The organism is Roseiterribacter gracilis (assembly GCA_018332375.1).
GTDB classification, from domain to species: Bacteria; Pseudomonadota; Alphaproteobacteria; order BOG-932; family Roseiterribacteraceae; genus Roseiterribacter; species Roseiterribacter gracilis.
In genome coordinates this window covers 1-18,332 of record BOPV01000002.1, presented here as the reverse complement: position 1 = coordinate 18,332, position 18,332 = coordinate 1, and the positions used below count along the sequence as shown (strand labels likewise).

The 18,332-nt window shown below is 61.8% G+C and carries 17 protein-coding genes and 1 tRNA gene; all 18 read left to right on the top strand.

The annotated features are described in order from the left end of the window. Positions 1-176 (top strand): EF-Tu C-terminal domain-related protein (locus TMPK1_RS21010; protein WP_478212887.1); only part of this gene is annotated, 176 nt, incomplete at its 5' end. Positions 177-273: 97 nt separating this feature from the next. Further along, entirely contained in the window at positions 274-522 is a 249-nt protein-coding gene (locus TMPK1_RS21005) for a hypothetical protein (protein WP_420245728.1), read from the top strand. 127 nt (positions 523-649) lie between these two features. Further along, positions 650-725, top strand: a tRNA-Trp gene (locus tag TMPK1_RS21000). 25 nt (positions 726-750) lie between these two features. Further along, positions 751-942, top strand: a complete 192-nt coding sequence (gene secE, locus TMPK1_RS20995) for a preprotein translocase subunit SecE (RefSeq protein WP_420245726.1) — start codon at positions 751-753, stop codon at positions 940-942. 5 nt (positions 943-947) lie between these two features. Beyond that, entirely contained in the window at positions 948-1,484 is a 537-nt protein-coding gene (gene nusG / locus TMPK1_RS20990; protein WP_420245724.1) for a transcription termination/antitermination protein NusG, read from the top strand. A 116-nt stretch (positions 1,485-1,600) separates the two neighbouring features. Beyond that, on the top strand, positions 1,601-2,032 hold the full coding sequence (gene rplK, locus TMPK1_RS20985) for a 50S ribosomal protein L11 (protein ID WP_420245723.1): 432 nt from the start codon (positions 1,601-1,603) through the stop codon (positions 2,030-2,032). Positions 2,033-2,036: 4 nt separating this feature from the next. After that, positions 2,037-2,732 carry a 50S ribosomal protein L1 gene (rplA, locus tag TMPK1_RS20980; protein ID WP_420245721.1) on the top strand — a complete coding sequence of 232 codons (696 nt, stop codon included), beginning with the start codon at positions 2,037-2,039 and terminating at the stop codon, positions 2,730-2,732. Positions 2,733-3,048: 316 nt separating this feature from the next. Then, on the top strand, positions 3,049-3,567 hold the full coding sequence (gene rplJ / locus TMPK1_RS20975; protein WP_420245730.1) for a 50S ribosomal protein L10: 519 nt from the start codon (positions 3,049-3,051) through the stop codon (positions 3,565-3,567). Between the two features lie 47 nt (positions 3,568-3,614). Further along, entirely contained in the window at positions 3,615-3,992 is a 378-nt protein-coding gene (rplL, locus tag TMPK1_RS20970) for a 50S ribosomal protein L7/L12 (protein WP_420245720.1), read from the top strand. 264 nt (positions 3,993-4,256) lie between these two features. Beyond that, entirely contained in the window at positions 4,257-8,612 is a 4,356-nt protein-coding gene (gene rpoB, locus TMPK1_RS20965; protein WP_420245718.1) for a DNA-directed RNA polymerase subunit beta, read from the top strand. A gap of 22 nt (positions 8,613-8,634) precedes the next feature. Further along, positions 8,635-12,804 carry a DNA-directed RNA polymerase subunit beta' gene (rpoC, locus tag TMPK1_RS20960; RefSeq protein ID WP_420245717.1) on the top strand — a complete coding sequence of 1,390 codons (4,170 nt, stop codon included), beginning with the start codon at positions 8,635-8,637 and terminating at the stop codon, positions 12,802-12,804. Positions 12,805-12,950: 146 nt separating this feature from the next. Further along, a complete protein-coding gene (locus tag TMPK1_RS20955) occupies positions 12,951-13,430 on the top strand; it encodes a DUF1579 domain-containing protein (protein ID WP_420245715.1) in 480 nt (159 codons plus the stop codon). Positions 13,431-13,528: 98 nt separating this feature from the next. After that, a complete protein-coding gene (locus tag TMPK1_RS20950; RefSeq protein WP_420245713.1) occupies positions 13,529-14,065 on the top strand; it encodes a hypothetical protein in 537 nt (178 codons plus the stop codon). A gap of 63 nt (positions 14,066-14,128) precedes the next feature. After that, positions 14,129-14,791 carry an energy transducer TonB family protein gene (locus TMPK1_RS20945; RefSeq protein ID WP_420245711.1) on the top strand — a complete coding sequence of 221 codons (663 nt, stop codon included), beginning with the start codon at positions 14,129-14,131 and terminating at the stop codon, positions 14,789-14,791. A gap of 355 nt (positions 14,792-15,146) precedes the next feature. Beyond that, positions 15,147-15,518, top strand: coding sequence for a 30S ribosomal protein S12 (gene rpsL, locus TMPK1_RS20940; RefSeq protein ID WP_420245710.1), 372 nt, complete (start codon positions 15,147-15,149; stop codon positions 15,516-15,518). A gap of 12 nt (positions 15,519-15,530) precedes the next feature. After that, on the top strand, positions 15,531-16,001 hold the full coding sequence (rpsG, locus tag TMPK1_RS20935) for a 30S ribosomal protein S7 (RefSeq protein WP_420245709.1): 471 nt from the start codon (positions 15,531-15,533) through the stop codon (positions 15,999-16,001). Between the two features lie 26 nt (positions 16,002-16,027). Continuing rightward, positions 16,028-18,082: an elongation factor G gene (gene fusA, locus TMPK1_RS20930; protein WP_420245707.1), complete on the top strand. Its 2,055-nt coding sequence runs from the start codon at positions 16,028-16,030 to the stop codon at positions 18,080-18,082. Positions 18,083-18,099: 17 nt separating this feature from the next. Further along, positions 18,100-18,332, top strand: a 233-nt coding sequence (locus tag TMPK1_RS20925) for a GTP-binding protein (protein WP_420245706.1), incomplete at its 3' end; no start/stop codon positions are given.

Genomic DNA, 18,332 nt, shown 5'->3' with positions numbered 1-18,332 from the left:
ACGTGACGGGGATGGTGAAGCTGCCGGAAGGCACGGAAATGGTGATGCCGGGCGACAACATCTCGATGGAAGTCGAGCTGATCGCACCGATCGCGATGGATGAAGGCCTGCGCTTCGCCATCCGCGAAGGCGGCCGCACCGTCGGTGCCGGCGTCGTCGCCAAGATCATCGCGTAAAGCAAAGCGAAAAGAACCCGCATAGGGTCGTATCCGCAGGGCCGGGTCTCTTCACGAGAGCCGGCCCTGCGTCGTTTCAGGGGCAGGGGAGAGGGACATGGGACAGATTCGACGCGTGGCGCTCGTCGCCATGGCGCTGACCGTGATGGGCAGTGCCGCTTTTGCGGGCGAAGCAAAGCCGGCCGCCGAGCCGGTCAAGACCAGCACCACCGACCGACTCAAGGCGAAGAAAAAGGCACCCGCAGCTTCGCTGGACAAAAAGACCGTCGCCGCGCCGGCAAAGCCGGCAGCCCCGCGGCAACCCGCCGCCGCCGCTCCGCGGCATACCGCCAAGGTCGGATCGTAAAGCCTGATCTTGCGGCGTCGGGGGCGGTCCGCTAGAACCCGCCCTCTGCCGCGGCCTACCCAGGTCCGCGGCACCTTGTATTTCCGCAACGAGTACCCGAACGGGTTTCTTGGGAGGTCGGCGCTTTAGGAGTGTAGCTCAACTGGTAGAGCACCGGTCTCCAAAACCGGGGGTTGGGGGTTCGATCCCCTCCACTCCTGCCACCGCCCAGACGCCGATCAACATCGCATGACCAGCCCAATCGAATTCATCACCCAAACGCGCCAAGAGGCCTCCAAGGTCGCTTGGCCGAGCCGCAAGGAAACCATGATCACCACCGCAATGGTGTTCGTGATGGTGATCCTTGCGTCGCTGTTCCTGTTCTTCACGGATCAGATCATCGCGTGGGTGCTGCGTCTCGTGCTCGGTATCGGAGGCTGAACGCGATGGGCACCACAGCGCGTTGGTACGTGATGCACGTCTACTCGGGCTTCGAGAAGAAAGTGCGCCAGGGCATTCTCGAGAAGGCCGCCAAGATCGGCATCTCGGACATGTTCGAAGAGATTCTTGTTCCGACCGAAGAAGTGGTCGAAGTGCGCCGCGGTTCGAAGGTGAACGCGGAGCGCAAGTTTTTCCCCGGCTATGTGCTGATCAAGATGCACATGACCGACGACACCTGGCACTTGGTCAAGAACACGCCAAAGGTCACCGGTTTTCTCGGTGGCGGCGGCAAGCCGGTGCCGATCAGCGAGACCGAAGCCTCGCGGATCATGGGCCAGATCAAAGAGGGCATCGATCGTCCGCGTCCGTCGATCACCTACGAGGTGGGCGAACAGGTGCGCGTTTCCGACGGTCCGTTCACTTCGTTCAACGGCACGGTGGAAGAAGTCGACGAAGAACGCTCGCGCCTCAAAGTGGCGGTGTCGATCTTCGGTCGTTCGACCCCGGTCGAACTCGAATACACGCAGGTCGAAAAACTCTGATCTGCGTGCATCCGCTTCTCTAACGAGACGCGGTCAACATGCGTGGGAGGCGTCGCCAGCGCTGCACCACGCTCTCCGCCGAAACCTAGACGGTTGCGGCATGTAAGGAGGACGACATGGCGAAGAAGATTACTGGGTACATCAAACTCCAAGTACCCGCCGGCAAAGCGAACCCGTCGCCGCCGATTGGTCCGGCGCTGGGTCAGCGCGGCCTGAACATCATGGAGTTCTGCAAAGCCTTCAACGCGAAGACCGGCGACATGGAGCCGGGGATGCCGATTCCGGTCGTCATCACCGTCTATGCTGACCGTACCTTCTCGTTCATCACCAAGACCCCGCCGAACAGCTACTTCCTGATGAAGGAAGCGAAGCTGCAGAAGGGCTCGCAGACGCCGGGTAAGGGTTTCGTCGGCCAGATTTCGGTCGATCAGATCCGCGGTATCGCGAAGCAGAAGATGCCGGACATGAATGCGAATGACGTCGAAGCGGCGACTCGCATGTTGATCGGCTCGGCCCGTTCGATGGGCCTCGAAGTGACGGGGGCTTGATACAATGGCATTCGTTGGAAAGCGCCTGAAGAAGGCCTACACGGGCGTCAATCGCGACAAGGCGATTTCGCTCACCGACGCTGTGAAGCTGATCAAAGCTGGCGCGACCGCCAAGTTTGACGAGACCATCGAAGTTGCGATGAATCTCGGCATCGATCCGCGTCACGCCGATCAAAACGTGCGCGGTGTCGTGCAGATGCCGAACGGTACCGGCAAGACGGTGCGCGTCGCTGTGTTCGCCAAGGGCGACAAAGCGGACGAAGCCAAGAAGGCCGGTGCGGAATTCGTTGGCGGCGATGATCTGGCTGACCAGATCACCGGCGGCATGATGGATTTCGACCGCGTCATCGCGGCGCCGGACATGATGATGGTGGTCGGCAAGCTGGGTAAGGTTCTGGGCCCGCGCGGCCTGATGCCGAACCCGAAGCTCGGCACGGTCACGCCGAACGTTGCCCAGGCGGTCAAAGACGCCAAGGGCGGCTCGGTCGAGTTCCGCGCTGAGAAGGCCGGCATCATCCAGGCTGGCATCGGCAAGGCCTCGTTCTCGGAAGAAGCGCTGGTGGGCAACATCACCGCCTTCATCCAGGCGATCGCCAAGGCCAAGCCGGCTGGCGCCAAGGGCACCTACATCCAGAAGATCTCGATCAGCTCGACCATGGGTCCGGGCGTGAAAGTCGATCCGTCGACCGTCACCCTCTGATCTGACGATCTGGACTTCAATGAAGGGCGCGGTCGAAAGGCCGCGCCCTTTTTCGTTGCCATAGGCTCCGCAGGGGCGTATCCACCCCGCCTTCGGCGACCTCGGTCGCCGATTACCTGTCCGAGACTGCAAGTGCCGGCCCAAACGAAAGAAGGGGCCTGGCTTAATTCCTTGCAATAGACGGGAGTTGGAATTCCAGGCCTGGACCCTAGATGGGCCAGCCTTGCCTTCCTCTCTTCTCGAACAGGACGAACCGGGCGCGTTTCGGCGAACAGCCGAGCCGCGTTCATGTGCAACGAGAGAGACGGAGTACTCCGTGGATCGCACGCAAAAGGAAGCGTCCGTCGCTTCGATCCATGCTGCGCTACAGGAAACGAATCTCGTCGTGGTCGCCCATTATTCGGGTCTGACCGTCGCCGAGATGACGAACCTGCGTTCGCGTATGCGTGGTGCCGAAGCGAGTTTGAAGGTCGCAAAGAACCGGCTTGCGCGCATCGCAATCAAAGGCACGCGGTTCGAAGGTATCGATGGCCTGCTGAAGGGGCCGACCGCCATCGCGTTCTCACGCGATCCGGTCGCTGCCGCCAAAGTGGCTGCCGATTTCGCCAAGGAAAACGACAAGTTCGTTATCCTGGGCGGTGGTTTGGGTGAACAGACTCTGGACGCCGCTGGCGTGCAGGCGCTGGCCAAACTGCCTTCGATCAACGAACTCCGAGCCAAGCTCGTCGGCCTCGTCCAGGCCCCAGCGACCAAAATCGCTGGCGTCGTTCAGGCACCGGCGTCGCAGCTCGCGCGAGTTCTTGGCGCGTATGCCGCCAAAGGCGATGCGGCCTAAGCCGCAATTACTTGAACCGAACCTGTTCGAATTAGGAGTGAACTCACATGGCTGATTTGGCCAAGATCGTCGACGATCTGTCGGCGCTGACCGTTCTGGAAGCGGCTGAACTCGCGAAGCTGCTGGAAGAGAAGTGGGGCGTTTCGGCTGCCGCGCCGGTGGCTGTTGCCGCCGCTGGTGGTGCCGCTGCTGGTGCCCCGGCTGCTGAAGAAAAGACCGAGTTCAACGTGATCCTGGCTGACGCCGGCGCCACGAAGATCAACGTCATTAAGGAAGTCCGCGCCATCACCGGCCTGGGCCTCAAGGAAGCCAAGGACCTGGTCGAAGGCGCCCCGAAGGCCGTCAAGGAAGGCGTGTCGAAGGACGAAGCCGAGAAGATCAAGAAGCAGCTTGAAGAAGCTGGCGCCAAGGTCGATATTAAGTAACTCGCTGCTCAGCGACGTACTGAATTAGACGCAGCACCGGTGGCCCCCCAAGGGCCGCCGGTGTTGTCGTCTTTTTGCCGTTTACCGCCTGTGCTTCTGAAGCAGGCGACGGACGGGACCGGGGATAGGCCGTGGACAGACGGTTCGGAACCCGCGCTCCCATCCAAGGGTGACCTACAGCCGTGAACGCGGCCGTCACCGGTCTAGTTTCCGCTCCGCCTGTCCGCGGGGCTCCGATGACATACCGCCGGAGTCCCAGTCCAAATGGCCGATACTGCCGCTATCCGCTCGTTCTCGGGTTCGAAGCGCATCCGCAAGACGTTCGGGCGCATCCCCGAAGTCACTGAGATGCCGAACCTCATCGAGGTCCAGCGCTCGTCGTACGAAAAATTCCTGCAGATGGACGTGCTGCCCGAGAAGCGCACGATCACTGGCCTGGAAGAAGTGTTCCGTTCGGTCTTCCCGATCCGCGACTTCAGCGAACGCGCTGAACTCGACTTCGTGAAGTACGAACTCGAACAGCCGAAATACGACGTCGACGAGTGCCAGCAGCGCGGCATGACGTACGCAGCTCCCTTGAAGGTGACGCTGCGTTTGTCGGTGTTCGACGTCGATGAAGATTCGGGCCTGCGCTCGATCCGCGACATCAAAGAACAAGATGTCTACATGGTCGACATGCCGTTGATGACCAACAACGGCACCTTCGTCGTCAACGGCACCGAACGCGTCATCGTCAGCCAGATGCACCGTTCGCCGGGCGTCTTTTTCGACCATGACAAGGGCAAGACCCACTCGAGCGGCAAGTATCTCTTCGCCGCGCGCGTCATCCCGTATCGCGGTTCGTGGCTCGACTTCGAATTCGACGCCAAGGATCACGTCTACGTTCGTATCGACCGTCGCCGCAAACTGCCGGTGACGACGTTGCTCTATGCGCTCGATGCGAAGGCGACCGAAAGCTACCGCGCGCGCGTCAAGCAGACCGGCGAAGAAATCGATCGTCGTGCCATCAACGGCATGACGCGCGAAGAAATCCTGTCGGCTTTCTATGACAGCGTGACCTACACCCGCGTCGGCGCCAACGCCGTCGTGGTCGAGCCGGAAGAAGTTCCGGTCGCTGCCAAGAAGACGACCAAGAAGACTGCTGCGAAGGCCGCCTCGAAGACGGCATCGAAGACTGCTTCCAAAAGCGCATCGAAGAAGGCTGCCGCTGTCCCGGCCGTCTCGACCGATGAAGTCGGCCTCAAAGGCTGGAAGACAACCTTCGATCCCGATCGTCTGCGCGGCGTCAAATTGACGAGCAACCTCGTCGACGCCGACACCGGTCAGGTCGTTGCTGAAATCGGCGACAAGATCACGCCGCGTAAGGCGAAGGCGCTGCAAGAGCAGGGTCTGAAGTTCATCTACGTCACCGGCGACGAGCTGGTTGGCCGCTATCTCTCCACCGACATCATCGACGAGTCGAACGGCATCGTGTTGCACGAAGCCGGCGACGAGCTGACTTTGGCAGACGTCGAGAAGCTGTCGCAGATGGGCGTGCGTGAGCTGCCGCTGCTGGCGATCGATCACATCACCGTCGGTGCGTATCTGCGCAACACGATGGCGATCGACCGCAATGCGACCCGCGAAGACGCGCTGATCGACATCTACCGCGTCATGCGCCCGGGCGAGCCGCCGACCTTGGAATCGGCCGAGACACTGTTCAGCGGTTTGTTCTTCGACCAAGAGCGTTACGACCTGTCGGCCGTCGGCCGCGTGAAGATGAACGCACGTCTGGGCTTCCAGACGGACGATCAGGTTCGCGTGCTGCGCAAGGACGACATTCTCGCAATCCTCAAGACGCTGATCGAGCTGAAAGACGGCCGCGGCGAAATCGACGACATCGACAATCTCGGCAATCGCCGCGTGCGTTCGGTCGGCGAGTTGATGGAGAACCAGGTCCGCGTCGGTCTGCTGCGTATGGAACGTGCGATCCGCGAGCGTATGAGCTCGGTGGATATCGACACGGTCATGCCGCACGACATGATCAACGCGAAGCCGGCCGCTGCTGCGGTGCGCGAGTTCTTTGGCTCGTCGCAGCTGTCGCAGTTTATGGACCAGACCAACCCGCTGTCGGAGATCACGCACAAGCGTCGTCTCTCGGCGCTTGGACCGGGCGGTCTGACCCGCGAACGCGCTGGCTTCGAAGTGCGCGACGTGCATCCGACGCATTACGGCCGTATCTGCCCGATTGAAACGCCGGAAGGCCCGAATATCGGTCTGATCAACAGCCTGGCGACCTATGCGCGTGTGAACCAGTACGGCTTCATCGAAAGCCCGTACCGCAAGGTGAAGGACAGCCGCGTCACCGACGAGGTCGTGTACCTGTCGGCAATGGAAGAAAGCCGTCACACGATCGCGCAGGCGAACGCCAACCTGGATAAGGGCGGCAAGTTCACCGACGATCTGGTCTCGGCACGCGCCTCGGGCGACTACATGATGGTGAAGCCGGACGTGATCGATCTGATCGACGTCTCGCCGAAGCAGATCGTGTCGGTGGCCGCAGCGTTGATTCCGTTCCTGGAAAACGACGACGCGAACCGCGCGCTGATGGGCTCGAACATGCAGCGCCAAGCGGTGCCGCTGTTGCAGGCCGACGCGCCGTTGGTTGGCACCGGCATGGAAGGCACGGTTGCGCGTGACTCGGGTGCTGCGATCACGGCCCGCCGTACCGGCGTGGTCGACCAGATCGACGCAACGCGTATCGTCATCCGCGCGACCGAAGAGCAGGACTCTGCGGCGCCGGGCGTCGACATCTACAAGCTGCGCAAGTTCCAGCGTTCGAACCAGAACACCTGCATCACCCAGCGTCCGCTGGTGCGTGTCGGCGATCAGGTTCGCGCCGGCGACATCATCGGCGACGGTCCTTCGACCGAGTTCGGTGAATTGGCGTTGGGCCGGAACGTGCTCGTCGCGTTCATGCCGTGGAATGGCTACAACTTCGAAGACTCGATCCTGATTTCGGAACGCATCGTCCGTGACGACGTGTTCACTTCGATCCATATCGAAGAATTCGAAGTCATGGCCCGCGATACGAAGCTGGGTCAGGAAGAAATCACGCGCGACATTCCGAACGTCGGCGAAGAAGGCCTCAAGGCACTCGACGAAGCCGGCATCGTCTATATCGGTGCCGAAGTGAAGCCGGGCGACGTGCTGGTCGGCAAAGTCACGCCGAAGGGCGAAAGCCCGATGACGCCGGAAGAAAAGCTTCTGCGCGCCATCTTCGGTGAGAAGGCGTCGGACGTGAAAGACACGTCGCTGCGCGTTCCGCCGGGCGTGCAGGGCACGGTCGTCGAAGTGCGCGTCTTCTCGCGTCGCGGCGTCGACAAGGACCAGCGCGCGCTGCAAATCGAAGCGGCGGAAATCGAACGTCTCGCAAAAGACCGCGACGACGAACTTCGCATTCTCGAGCGCTCGTTCTATGGCCGTCTGAAAGAAGTGCTGATCGGCCACAAGGCTGTGACCGGTCCGAAGGGCTTCAAGCCCGGCAAGCAGGTCACCGAAGACGATCTCGCCGATCTGACACAGGGTCAGTGGCGCCAGATCGGCGTCGATGACGAGAAGACGATGTCGGCCATCGAATCGATGGGCGGCACGTTCGATCAAGCTGTGTCGGATCTGAAAGCGCGCTTCGAGAACAAGGTCGAGAAGCTGCAGCGCGGTGACGAGCTGCCACCCGGCGTGATGAAGATGGTCAAAGTGTTCGTCGCGGTGAAGCGCAAGCTGCAGCCGGGCGACAAGATGGCCGGCCGTCACGGCAACAAGGGTGTCGTCTCGCGCATCGTGCCGGTCGAAGACATGCCGTATCTCGAAGACGGTACGTCGGTTGATCTGGTGCTGAACCCGCTGGGCGTGCCGTCGCGCATGAACGTCGGTCAGATTCTCGAGACGCATCTGGGCTGGGCCTCGGCGCGTCTGGGTCGTCAGATCGGCGAACTGGTCACCAAGTACCAGGCCAACGGCAAAGACTCCGGCCCGCTGCGCGCGAAGCTGAAAGAGGTCTACGGCGACGAGGTCTACGCGACCGACATCAACGGTCTCGACGACGCCGAAGTCGTCGAGATGGGCCACGATTTGCGCGGTGGTGTTCCGATCGCGACGCCGGTGTTCGACGGCGCGCGTGAAGACGACATCAATCGCATGCTGACGATGGCCGGTTTGGCGACGTCGGGTCAGGTCACCCTGACTGACGGCCGTACCGGTGAGTCGTTCGATCGCAAAGTGACTGTCGGCTACATCTACATGCTGAAGCTGCATCACTTGGTCGACGACAAGATCCACGCACGTTCGATCGGCCCGTACTCGCTCGTCACGCAGCAGCCGCTGGGTGGCAAGGCGCAGTTCGGCGGTCAGCGCTTCGGCGAAATGGAGGTCTGGGCGCTCGAAGCGTACGGCGCCGCCTACACGCTGCAGGAAATGCTGACCGTGAAGTCGGACGACGTCGGCGGCCGTACCAAGGCCTACGAAGCGATCGTTCGCGGCGAAGACAATTTCGAAATCGGCATTCCCGAGTCCTTCAACGTCCTCGTGAAGGAATTGAAGTCGCTCGGCCTGAACGTCGATCTCAAGCAGCGCTCGTTCTAATCGCGAGCGCGGGAGTCACATCATGAATGAACTGATGCAGATCTTCGGCCAGGTCACTGGTCCGCAGAGCTTCGACCAGATCAAGATCGCAATCGCGAGCCCGGAGCAGATCCGCTCGTGGTCGTTCGGCGAAATCAAAAAGCCGGAAACGATCAATTACCGCACGTTCAAGCCGGAACGCGACGGCCTGTTCTGCGCGCGCATTTTTGGTCCGATCAAGGACTACGAATGCCTGTGCGGCAAATACAAGCGGATGAAATACAAGGGCATCATCTGCGAGAAGTGCGGCGTCGAAGTCACCTTGCAGAAGGTGCGCCGCGAGCGCATGGGCCATATCGAACTGGCGTCGCCGGTTGCGCACATCTGGTTGATGAAGTCGCTGCCGAGCCGCATCGGCCTCATGCTCGACATGACGCTGAAGGAACTCGAGCGGGTTCTCTATTTCGAGAACTACATCGTCATCGAACCTGGCATGACGGATCTGAAGATGCGTCAGCTCATGGGCGAGGAGGAGTTCATCCGCGCCCAGGAAGAATACGGCGATGAAGCCTTCGAAGCCGGCATCGGCGCCGAAGCGCTGAAGAAGCTGCTCGAGCGCGTCGACCTCGAAGCCGAACGCGTCACCGTGCGCGAAGAGCTGAAAGAGACGTCGAGCGAAGCGAAGCGCAAGAAGCTGGTCAAGCGCCTGAAGCTGATCGAAGCGTTCCTGGAATCGGGCACGCACCCGGCCTGGATGATCCTGGACGTCGTCCCGGTGATTCCGCCGGAACTGCGGCCTCTCGTTCCCCTGGACGGGGGTCGCTTCGCGACGAGCGATCTGAACGATCTGTATCGCCGCGTGATCAACCGCAACAATCGCCTGAAGCGCCTGATCGAACTGCGCGCGCCCGACATCATCGTGCGCAACGAAAAGCGCATGCTGCAGGAAGCGGTTGACGCTCTGTTCGACAACGGCCGTCGCGGCCGCGTCATCACCGGCGCCAACAAGCGTCCGTTGAAGTCGCTGTCCGACATGCTGAAGGGCAAGCAGGGTCGCTTCCGTCAGAACCTGCTCGGCAAGCGCGTCGACTATTCGGGTCGTTCGGTGATCGTCGTTGGTCCGGAGCTGAAGCTCCACCAGTGCGGTCTTCCGAAGAAGATGGCGCTCGAGCTGTTCAAGCCGTTCATCTACCACAAGCTCGAACTCTACGGCATGGCGTCGACGGTGAAGGCCGCCAAGCGCATGGTCGAGAAGGAACGCCCGGAAGTTTGGGACATCTTGGAAGAGGTGATCCGCGAACATCCGGTGTTGCTGAACCGCGCGCCGACCTTGCATCGTCTGGGCATCCAGGCGTTCGAACCAACGCTGATCGAAGGCAAGGCAATCCAGCTTCATCCGCTGGTCTGCACCGCCTTCAACGCCGACTTCGACGGCGACCAGATGGCCGTGCACGTTCCGCTGTCGCTCGAAGCGCAGTTGGAAGCGCGCGTGCTGATGATGTCGACCAACAACATCCTCAGCCCGGCCAACGGCAAGCCGATCATCGTGCCGAGCCAGGACATCGTGCTGGGTCTCTACTACCTGTCGATGCAACTCGACGGTCAGGTGGGCGAGAACTCGATCTTCACCGGCATCGGTGAAGTGCAGCACGCGATCGAAGCCAAAGCGGTCACGCTGCATTCGAAGATCAAGGCGCGTTGGCCGATGACGCAGCCGGACGGTTCGACCAAGTACGAAACGATCGAAACCACGCCGGGCCGCATGCTGCTGGGCGAAATCCTGCCGAAGAACGCAGCGGTTCCGTTCAAGCTGGTCAACCGCATTCTGACCAAGAAGGACGTCACCAACGTCATCGACGCGGTGTACCGTCACTGCGGTCAGAAAGAGACCGTGATCTTCTGCGACCGCATGATGACGCTGGGCTTCGGCCACGCGTGCAAGGCGGGCATTTCGTTCGGCAAGGACGATCTGATCATCCCGGACGCCAAGCAGCGTCTGGTCGGTGAAGCGCAGGACAAGGTCAAAGAGTACGAGCAGCAATACACCGACGGTCTCATCACCAAGGGTGAGAAGTACAACAAGGTCGTCGATATCTGGTCGCAGTGCACCGACAAGGTCGCTGACGAGATGATGAAGGGCATGCAGCGCTTCGACGCCAAGAAGGGGGTCAACGCGGTGTACATGATGGCCCACTCGGGTGCGCGTGGTTCGGCCGCGCAGATCCGTCAGCTCGCCGGTATGCGCGGTCTGATGGCGAAGCCGTCGGGCGAAATCATCGAGACGCCGATCATCTCGAACTTCAAGGAAGGCCTCTCGGTTCTCGAATACTTCAACTCGACCCACGGCGCTCGTAAGGGCCTCGCGGACACCGCGTTGAAGACCGCGAACTCGGGTTACCTGACGCGTCGTCTGGTCGACGTCGCGCAGGATGCGATCATCACCAAAGACGATTGCGGTACCGAGAAGGGCATCACCACCAAGTCGGTGATCGATGGCGGCGAACTCGTGGTCAGTCTGGCCGAGCGTATTCTCGGCCGTACGACTGCAGTCGACGTGATCGATCCGCTGTCGGGCAAAGTGCTGGTTCCGGCCCGCACGATCCTCGACGAAGAGACGTCGGAGAAGATCGAAAAGGCTGGCGTCGACGCCGTGCTGATCCGTTCGGTTCTGACCTGCGAAAGCCAGGTTGGTATCTGCGGCAAGTGCTACGGCCGCGATCTGGCGCGTGGCACGCAGGTGAACGAAGGCGAAGCGGTCGGTGTGATCGCGGCGCAGTCGATCGGCGAGCCGGGCACCCAGCTCACGATGCGTACGTTCCACATTGGTGGCGCAGCACAGCGCGGTACCGAAGTGAGCAGCGTCGAAGCGACGTTCGACGCGACGGTGAAGATCAACAACCGCAACGTCGTGAAGAACTCGTCCGGCGTGCTGGTGGTGATGGGCCGCAACACGGAACTCGTCCTGGTCGACGAGAACCGCCTGGAGCGCGCCAAGCATCGCCTGCCGTACGGTGCGAAGCTGTTGGCTGACGACAAGGTCAAGGTGAAGAAGGGCGAGAAGCTCGCCGAATGGGATCCGTACACGATCCCGATCCTCACCGAACGCGACGGTGTCGCGGCCTATGTCGACTTGGTCGAAGGCGTGTCGATCCGCGAAGTCATGGACGAAGCCACCGGCATCTCGGCCAAGGTGATCACGGACTGGCGCCAGCAGCCGCGCGGCAACGATCTGAAACCCCGCATCGTCCTCAAGGACGCCAAGGGCAAGGTGATCAAGCTGCCGTCGGGTCTCGACGCGAACTACTACATGAGCGTCGACGCGATTCTTTCGATCGAGAACGGCACCTCTGTAAAAGCAGGTGACGTGCTGGCGCGTATCCCGCGTGAATCGTCGAAGACGCGTGACATCACCGGCGGTCTGCCGCGTGTCGCCGAACTGTTCGAAGCGCGCCGTCCGAAGGACTTCGCGATCATCTCGGACATCGACGGTCGGGTTGAGTTCGGCAAGGACTACAAGGCCAAGCGCCGTATCCTTGTGTACCCGAACGACGGTGCGGAGCCGCGCGAGTACCTGATCCCGAAGGGCAAGCATCTCGCTGTGCACGAAGGCGACTACGTGCAGAAGGGCGATGCGCTGATGGACGGCAATCCGGTGCCGCATGACATTCTGACTGTCATGGGTGTCGAGGCGCTGGCTGAGTATCTCATCAACGAGATCCAGGACGTCTATCGACTGCAGGGCGTGAAGATCAACGACAAGCACATCGAAGTCATCGTTCGTCAGATGCTCCAGAAGGTCGAGATCGAAGACGGCGGCGACACGACGTTGTTGGTCGGCGAACAGGTCGATCGCGACGAGTTCGATTACGAGAACGACAAGGTGCTGGCCGAGAACCTCAAGCCGGCACGTGGCCGCCCGGTTCTGCAGGGCATCACCAAGGCGTCGCTGCAGACTCGCAGCTTCATCTCGGCTGCGTCGTTCCAGGAAACGACCCGCGTGCTTACCGAAGCCGCCGTCAACGGCAAGGTCGATACGCTGGAAGGTCTGAAGGAAAACGTGATCGTCGGTCGTCTGATCCCGGCGGGTACGGGTGCCGTCGTGAACCGTCTGAAGCAGGTTGCCGCCGAGCGCGACAAGTCTGCCAACGCGGTGAACGCCGAGCGCCAGAAGCAGATCGAAGCGCCGGCGGCAGCATTGCCCGACGTCGCCTAAATCTAGCGCACGCATAGAGACGCGAACGGCCGCCCGGGCAACCGGGCGGCCGTTTTCGTTTTGGCCCCTGCGCGGTGGGTGAAGTGGTTCTCGTGGTGCCGCTTCGGTTTGGGCCTGCTGGCTCCAGTTCGTTCAGGAGATCTCACATGACCAGCGCCGCGCTTGCGATCGACGCATCGCACGATTTCGATTTCTTCACCGGCACCTGGAACGTCCAGAACCGCAAATTGAAGAAGCGCCTCGCCAACAACGACGAGTGGGAAAGCTTCAGCAGCGTTTCGCACGCGCGCCTGCTTGCAGGTGGTCTGGGTCACATGGACGAAATGGACCTGCCGAACGGCGCGCACGGCATGACGATCCGGCTGTTCGATCCGACACGACAGCTTTGGACGCTGCATTGGGTCAGCACGCTCAATCCCGTGATGGATCCGAGCCCTGTCGCCGGCCGCTTCAACGGTTCGGTCGGCGAGTTCTTTTGCGACGACACGTTCGAGGGAAAGAAGATCCGCGTCCGCTACACCTGGACGGTGCACGACCGGAACAATGTCCAATGGGCGCAGGCCTTTTCGCCTGACGGCGGCACAAACTGGGAGACCAACTGGATCATGGTGTTCGCACGCGCCTAAGCGCGCTTGGTTCCAGCGCGCGCGGTGAAGTGGTCCTCGTCCCGAACCGCGCCTGCAACTTCACTCAGCGGGACGACAACACATGGGGAGTGCGTCCGATGGTTCGTTTTACGTTTCGCCTTGCTGCATTCGCGCTGTGTGCATTGCTGCTGGCGCCGGTCACCGCCTTTGCCGCCGACGGGTCGAGCGATTTCGATTTCCTGATCGGCTCGTGGAAGACGCAACAGCACAAGCTGAAGAAGCGTCTGGCCAACAACAATGAGTGGGAAACGTTCGAGTCCGAACTGCACGTGAAGAAGTTGCCGGCCGGGATGGGCAACATGGACGAGCTCAACATGCCGAAGGCGACCGGGCTTACGATCCGTCTGTTCGATCCCAAGACGCAGCTTTGGTCGATCTATTGGATCGCCAGCAACAATCCGGTGATGGATACGGCACCGGTCGTCGGCAAGTTCAACGGCAATGTCGGCGAGTTCTTCTGCGACGACGTCCAGGAAGGACGAAAGGTTCGCGTTCGCTACACCTGGACCAATCTCGGTGATGGCAAGGCGACCTGGGCCCAGGCCTTTTCGCCCGACGGCGGCAAGAGCTGGGAGACCAACTGGAAGGCCGAGTTCACCCGCGTCGCTTCGTAAAGCACGCATGGTGCGCGTGGATCTGACGAACAAGCGCCGTGGTCGGATGGTTTGTTCGGATGTATGGCGGATCCACGCTCACCCTCGGCCAGGTCGCGCCGCGCCCTGACCTGGTCGGTCCTGGCGCATCTGGCGCTGCTGGGAGCGTTGTTGCTGCAGCTGGGCGCCGGCGTCGCGCCGCCGCCCGATCCGCTCGACGTCACCTTGATCGACCCGCCGCCCAAACCGAAACCGAAACAGGAGTCCGGCGGGTCACCGGCGCCAACCGCCCGGACCCCGCTTGCGGCCCCGTCGATCGCGCTCGCCCGGGTGCCGCCGCCATCGGTGCTGCCGGCGGTCTTGCCGCCGGTTGCGGTCCGGGCCCAGGCGCCGGTCGGATCCGGTGTCGGGCAGGGCGGGGTCGGAACCGGGACCGGCCGAGGTGCCGGGCCGGGGAACGAGGACGACTATGTCGAGCGACTGCGCCGTCACTTCAACGCACGCAGCCGGTCGGTCGAGGCGCCCTACGACGCCCCCCGTTTTATCCAGGTTCGGATCGTGGCGCTGATCGACCAGACCGGGCTTTTGCTCCGGGCCGAGATCCAGGACGGGTCGGGCTATGCCCGAGTCGATCGGGCGGTTCTGGACCAGCTCCGCGACATGTCGCCGTTTCCGGCCCCGCCGGCCGAGCTCCATCCGCCCTTCCGGATCACCATGCCCCTGGCTTTCCAGACCGACCGGTCGTGACCGAAGCCGGCGGAATGGCTGGATTCTGGTCGTATATATAGAGTGTGCCCGGCCGAGGGGTGTTCGGCCCAAAATCCCGTGGGATTCCGGGAACTTTGGCCGAGACTCCGCTTGACCGGGCGGGGACTCGCGCGTAGAACGCCGCCTCCTTTCGGGGCTGGCATGTAGGCATCTCGCCTAGACGCACTCCCGGGCAGGAACCCGAAGTTCGAAAAACATAGCCGCTACCGACGACGCAAGGGTCGGACGGCGTTTGACGAAAACCTCTGAGCGGGCTCGCGAGCCGCGCTTGTGAAGGTTTTCGTGTTTTCGCGCTGGAGGTCAGACAGGACGTACGGAAGGACGCTCGAGACCGATGCCGACGATCAATCAGTTGATCCGTAAGCCCCGCGCGCCGCTCAAAGCGCGCAACAAGGTGCCGGCCCTGAAGGCCTGCCCGCAGAAGCGCGGCGTGTGCACGCGCGTCTACACGACGACGCCGAAGAAGCCGAACTCGGCGCTGCGCAAAGTTGCGCGCGTGCGCCTGACGAACGGCTTCGAAGTCACCTCGTACATTCCGGGTGAAGGTCACAATCTGCAGGAACACTCGGTCGTTATGATCCGTGGTGGCCGCGTGAAGGATCTTCCCGGTGTGCGCTATCACATCATCCGCGGCACCCTCGACACGCAGGGCGTGAAGGACCGCAAGCAATCGCGCTCGAAGTACGGCGCGAAGCGGCCGAAGTAAGGAGAGGCGCAAATGTCCCGTCGCCGCCAAGCCGATAAGCGTGAAGTTCTCCCGGACGCAAAGTTCGGCGATCACACGCTGGCCAAGTTCATGAACGTCATGATGTATGACGGTAAGAAGTCGATTGCTGAAAGCATCGTCTACGACGCGCTCGAGCGCATCCAGACGCGCGTTCGCCAAGAGCCGCTGCCGGTCTTCCATCAGGCGATCGACAACGTTCGTCCCTATGTCGAAGTGCGCTCGCGCCGCGTCGGTGGTGCGACGTATCAGGTTCCGGTCGAAGTTCGCCCGGACCGTTCGCTTGCTCTCGCAATTCGTTGGCTGATCACCGCCTCGCGTGCTCGTTCCGAGCGCACGATGATGGAGCGTCTGTCGAACGAGATCATGGACGCTGCGCAACAGCGCGGTTCCGCGATCAAGAAGCGCGAAGACACGCATCGTATGGCGGAGGCCAACAAGGCCTTCTCGCACTACCGCTGGTAACCGGCTTAGTCCCCGGAACCTGAATCATGTCTCGGTCTCATCCTCTCAACCGGTACCGCAATATTGGGCTCATGGCCCATATTGACGCCGGCAAGACGACGACGACCGAACGGATTCTGTTCTACACGGGCAAGTCGCGCACGGTTGGCGAAGTCCATGACGGCACCGCCGCAATGGACTGGATGGAGCAAGAGCAGGAACGCGGCATCACGATTACGTCGGCCGCGACGACCTGTTTCTGGAACGACCACCGCATCAACATCATCGACACGCCGGGCCACGTCGACTTCACGATCGAAGTCGAACGTTCTTTGCGCGTGCTCGACGGTGTGGTGGCGGTGTTCGACGCGGTTGCCGGCGTTGAGCCGCAATCGGAAACGGTGTGGCGCCAGGCCGACAAGTACGGCGTGCCGCGCATCTGCTTCGTCAACAAGCTGGATCGCGTCGGCGCTGATTTCGACCGCACGGTCGACATGATCGTCGAATGCCTGGGCGTGACGCCGCTGATCACGCAACTGCCGATCGGCAGTGAAGCTGGCTTCGTCGGCCTCGTCGATCTGGTGAAGAACAAGGCCATCGTCTGGAAAGACGACACGGTCGGTGCTGCGTTCCACGAAACCGCCATCCCGGCTGACTTGCAGGCGAAGGCCGCGGACTACCGCGCCAAGCTGCTGAGCATTGCGGTCGAGCAGGACGAAGCGGCGACCAACGCCTATCTCGCCGGCAACGAGCCGTCGATCGACGTGCTGAAGGCCTGCATCCGCAAGGGCACGATCGCCGGCGCGTTCGTTCCGGTGCTGTGCGGCTCGGCGTTCAAGAACAAAGGCATTCAGCAGTTGCTGGATGCAGTCGTCGATTACCTGCCGTCGCCGCTCGACGTCGCTGCCAAGACTGCGGTCGTTGCCGACGCAGTTGCTGATGATGGGGCGCCGTTCGCGGCGCTGGCATTCAAGATCATGACCGACCCGTTCGTCGGGTCGCTGACCTTTCTGCGCATCTATTCGGGCAAGCTCACCGCCGGCAGCCAGGTGCTGAATTCGGTGAAGGGCCAGACCGAGCAGGTCGATCGCATGCTGCAGATGCATGCGAATACGCGCGAAGACATCACCGAAGCGTTTGCGGGCGACATCGTCGCGATCGCATCGCTGAAGGCGACCACCACGGGTGACACGCTCTGCGATCCGGCCAAGCCGGTCGTGCTGGAGCAGATGGAATTCCCCGAGCCGGTGATCGAAGTCGTCGTCGAGCCGAAGACCAAGGCCGACCAGGAAAAGATGGCGCAGGCTTTGTCGCGTCTGGCGCAGGAAGATCCGTCCTTCTGCGTCGCCACCGACGAAGAGACCGGTCAGACGATCATCAAAGGGATGGGCGAGCTCCATCTCGAAATCATCGTCGACCGCATGAAGCGCGAGTTCAAAGTCGACGCCAATGTCGGCGCGCCCCAGGTCGCGTATCGCGAGACCATCACCAAGCGCGCTGAAGTCGACTACACGCACAAGAAGCAGATCGGCGACGCCGATCAGTTCGCGCGCGTGCGCCTGGCGTTCGAGCCGCTCGCGGCCGGCGCTGGTTTCAAGTTTGAGTCGAAGATCGCGGCCGACGTTCTTGCGAACGACAATGTCGCTGCGATCAAGACGGGTCTGACGTCGGTGAAAGAGAACGGCATCATCGCCGGTTTCCCGATGATCGATTTTAAAGCCGAGCTGATCGACGCCGCGTTCGACGCGAACTCGTCGGTGCAGGCTTTCGAGATCGCCTCGCGCGCTGCCTTCCGTGAAGGTGCGCCGAAGGCTGGTCCGGTTCTTCTGGAACCGGTGATGAAGGTCGAAGTCGTGACGCCCGAAGACTACATGGGCGACGTGATTGGCGACCTCAATTCGCGTCGCGGGCAGATCAGCGGCATGGACCAGCGCGGCAACGCGCGTGTGGTCACGGCTGCGATCCCGCTCGCCAACATGTTCGGCTACGTGAACACGCTGCGTTCCATGTCGAAGGGACGCGCGCAGTACACGATGCAGTTCGACCACTACGAGCCCGTACCTGCCGCGATTGCGGACGAAGTGAAGGCGAAGCTCGCCTAACCGATCGGAGAAGCAAAATGGCCAAAGAGAAATTCAACCGTAACAAGCCGCACTGCAACATCGGCACGATCGGGCACGTCGACCACGGCAAGACGTCGCTGACGGCGGCGATCACGAAGACGTTGGCGAAGACGGGCGGTGCGACGTTTACGGCGTACGACCAGATCGACAAGGCGCCGGAAGAGAAGGCGCGCGGCATCACGATCTCGACGGCGCACGTTGAGTACGAGACGGCCAACCGTCACTACGC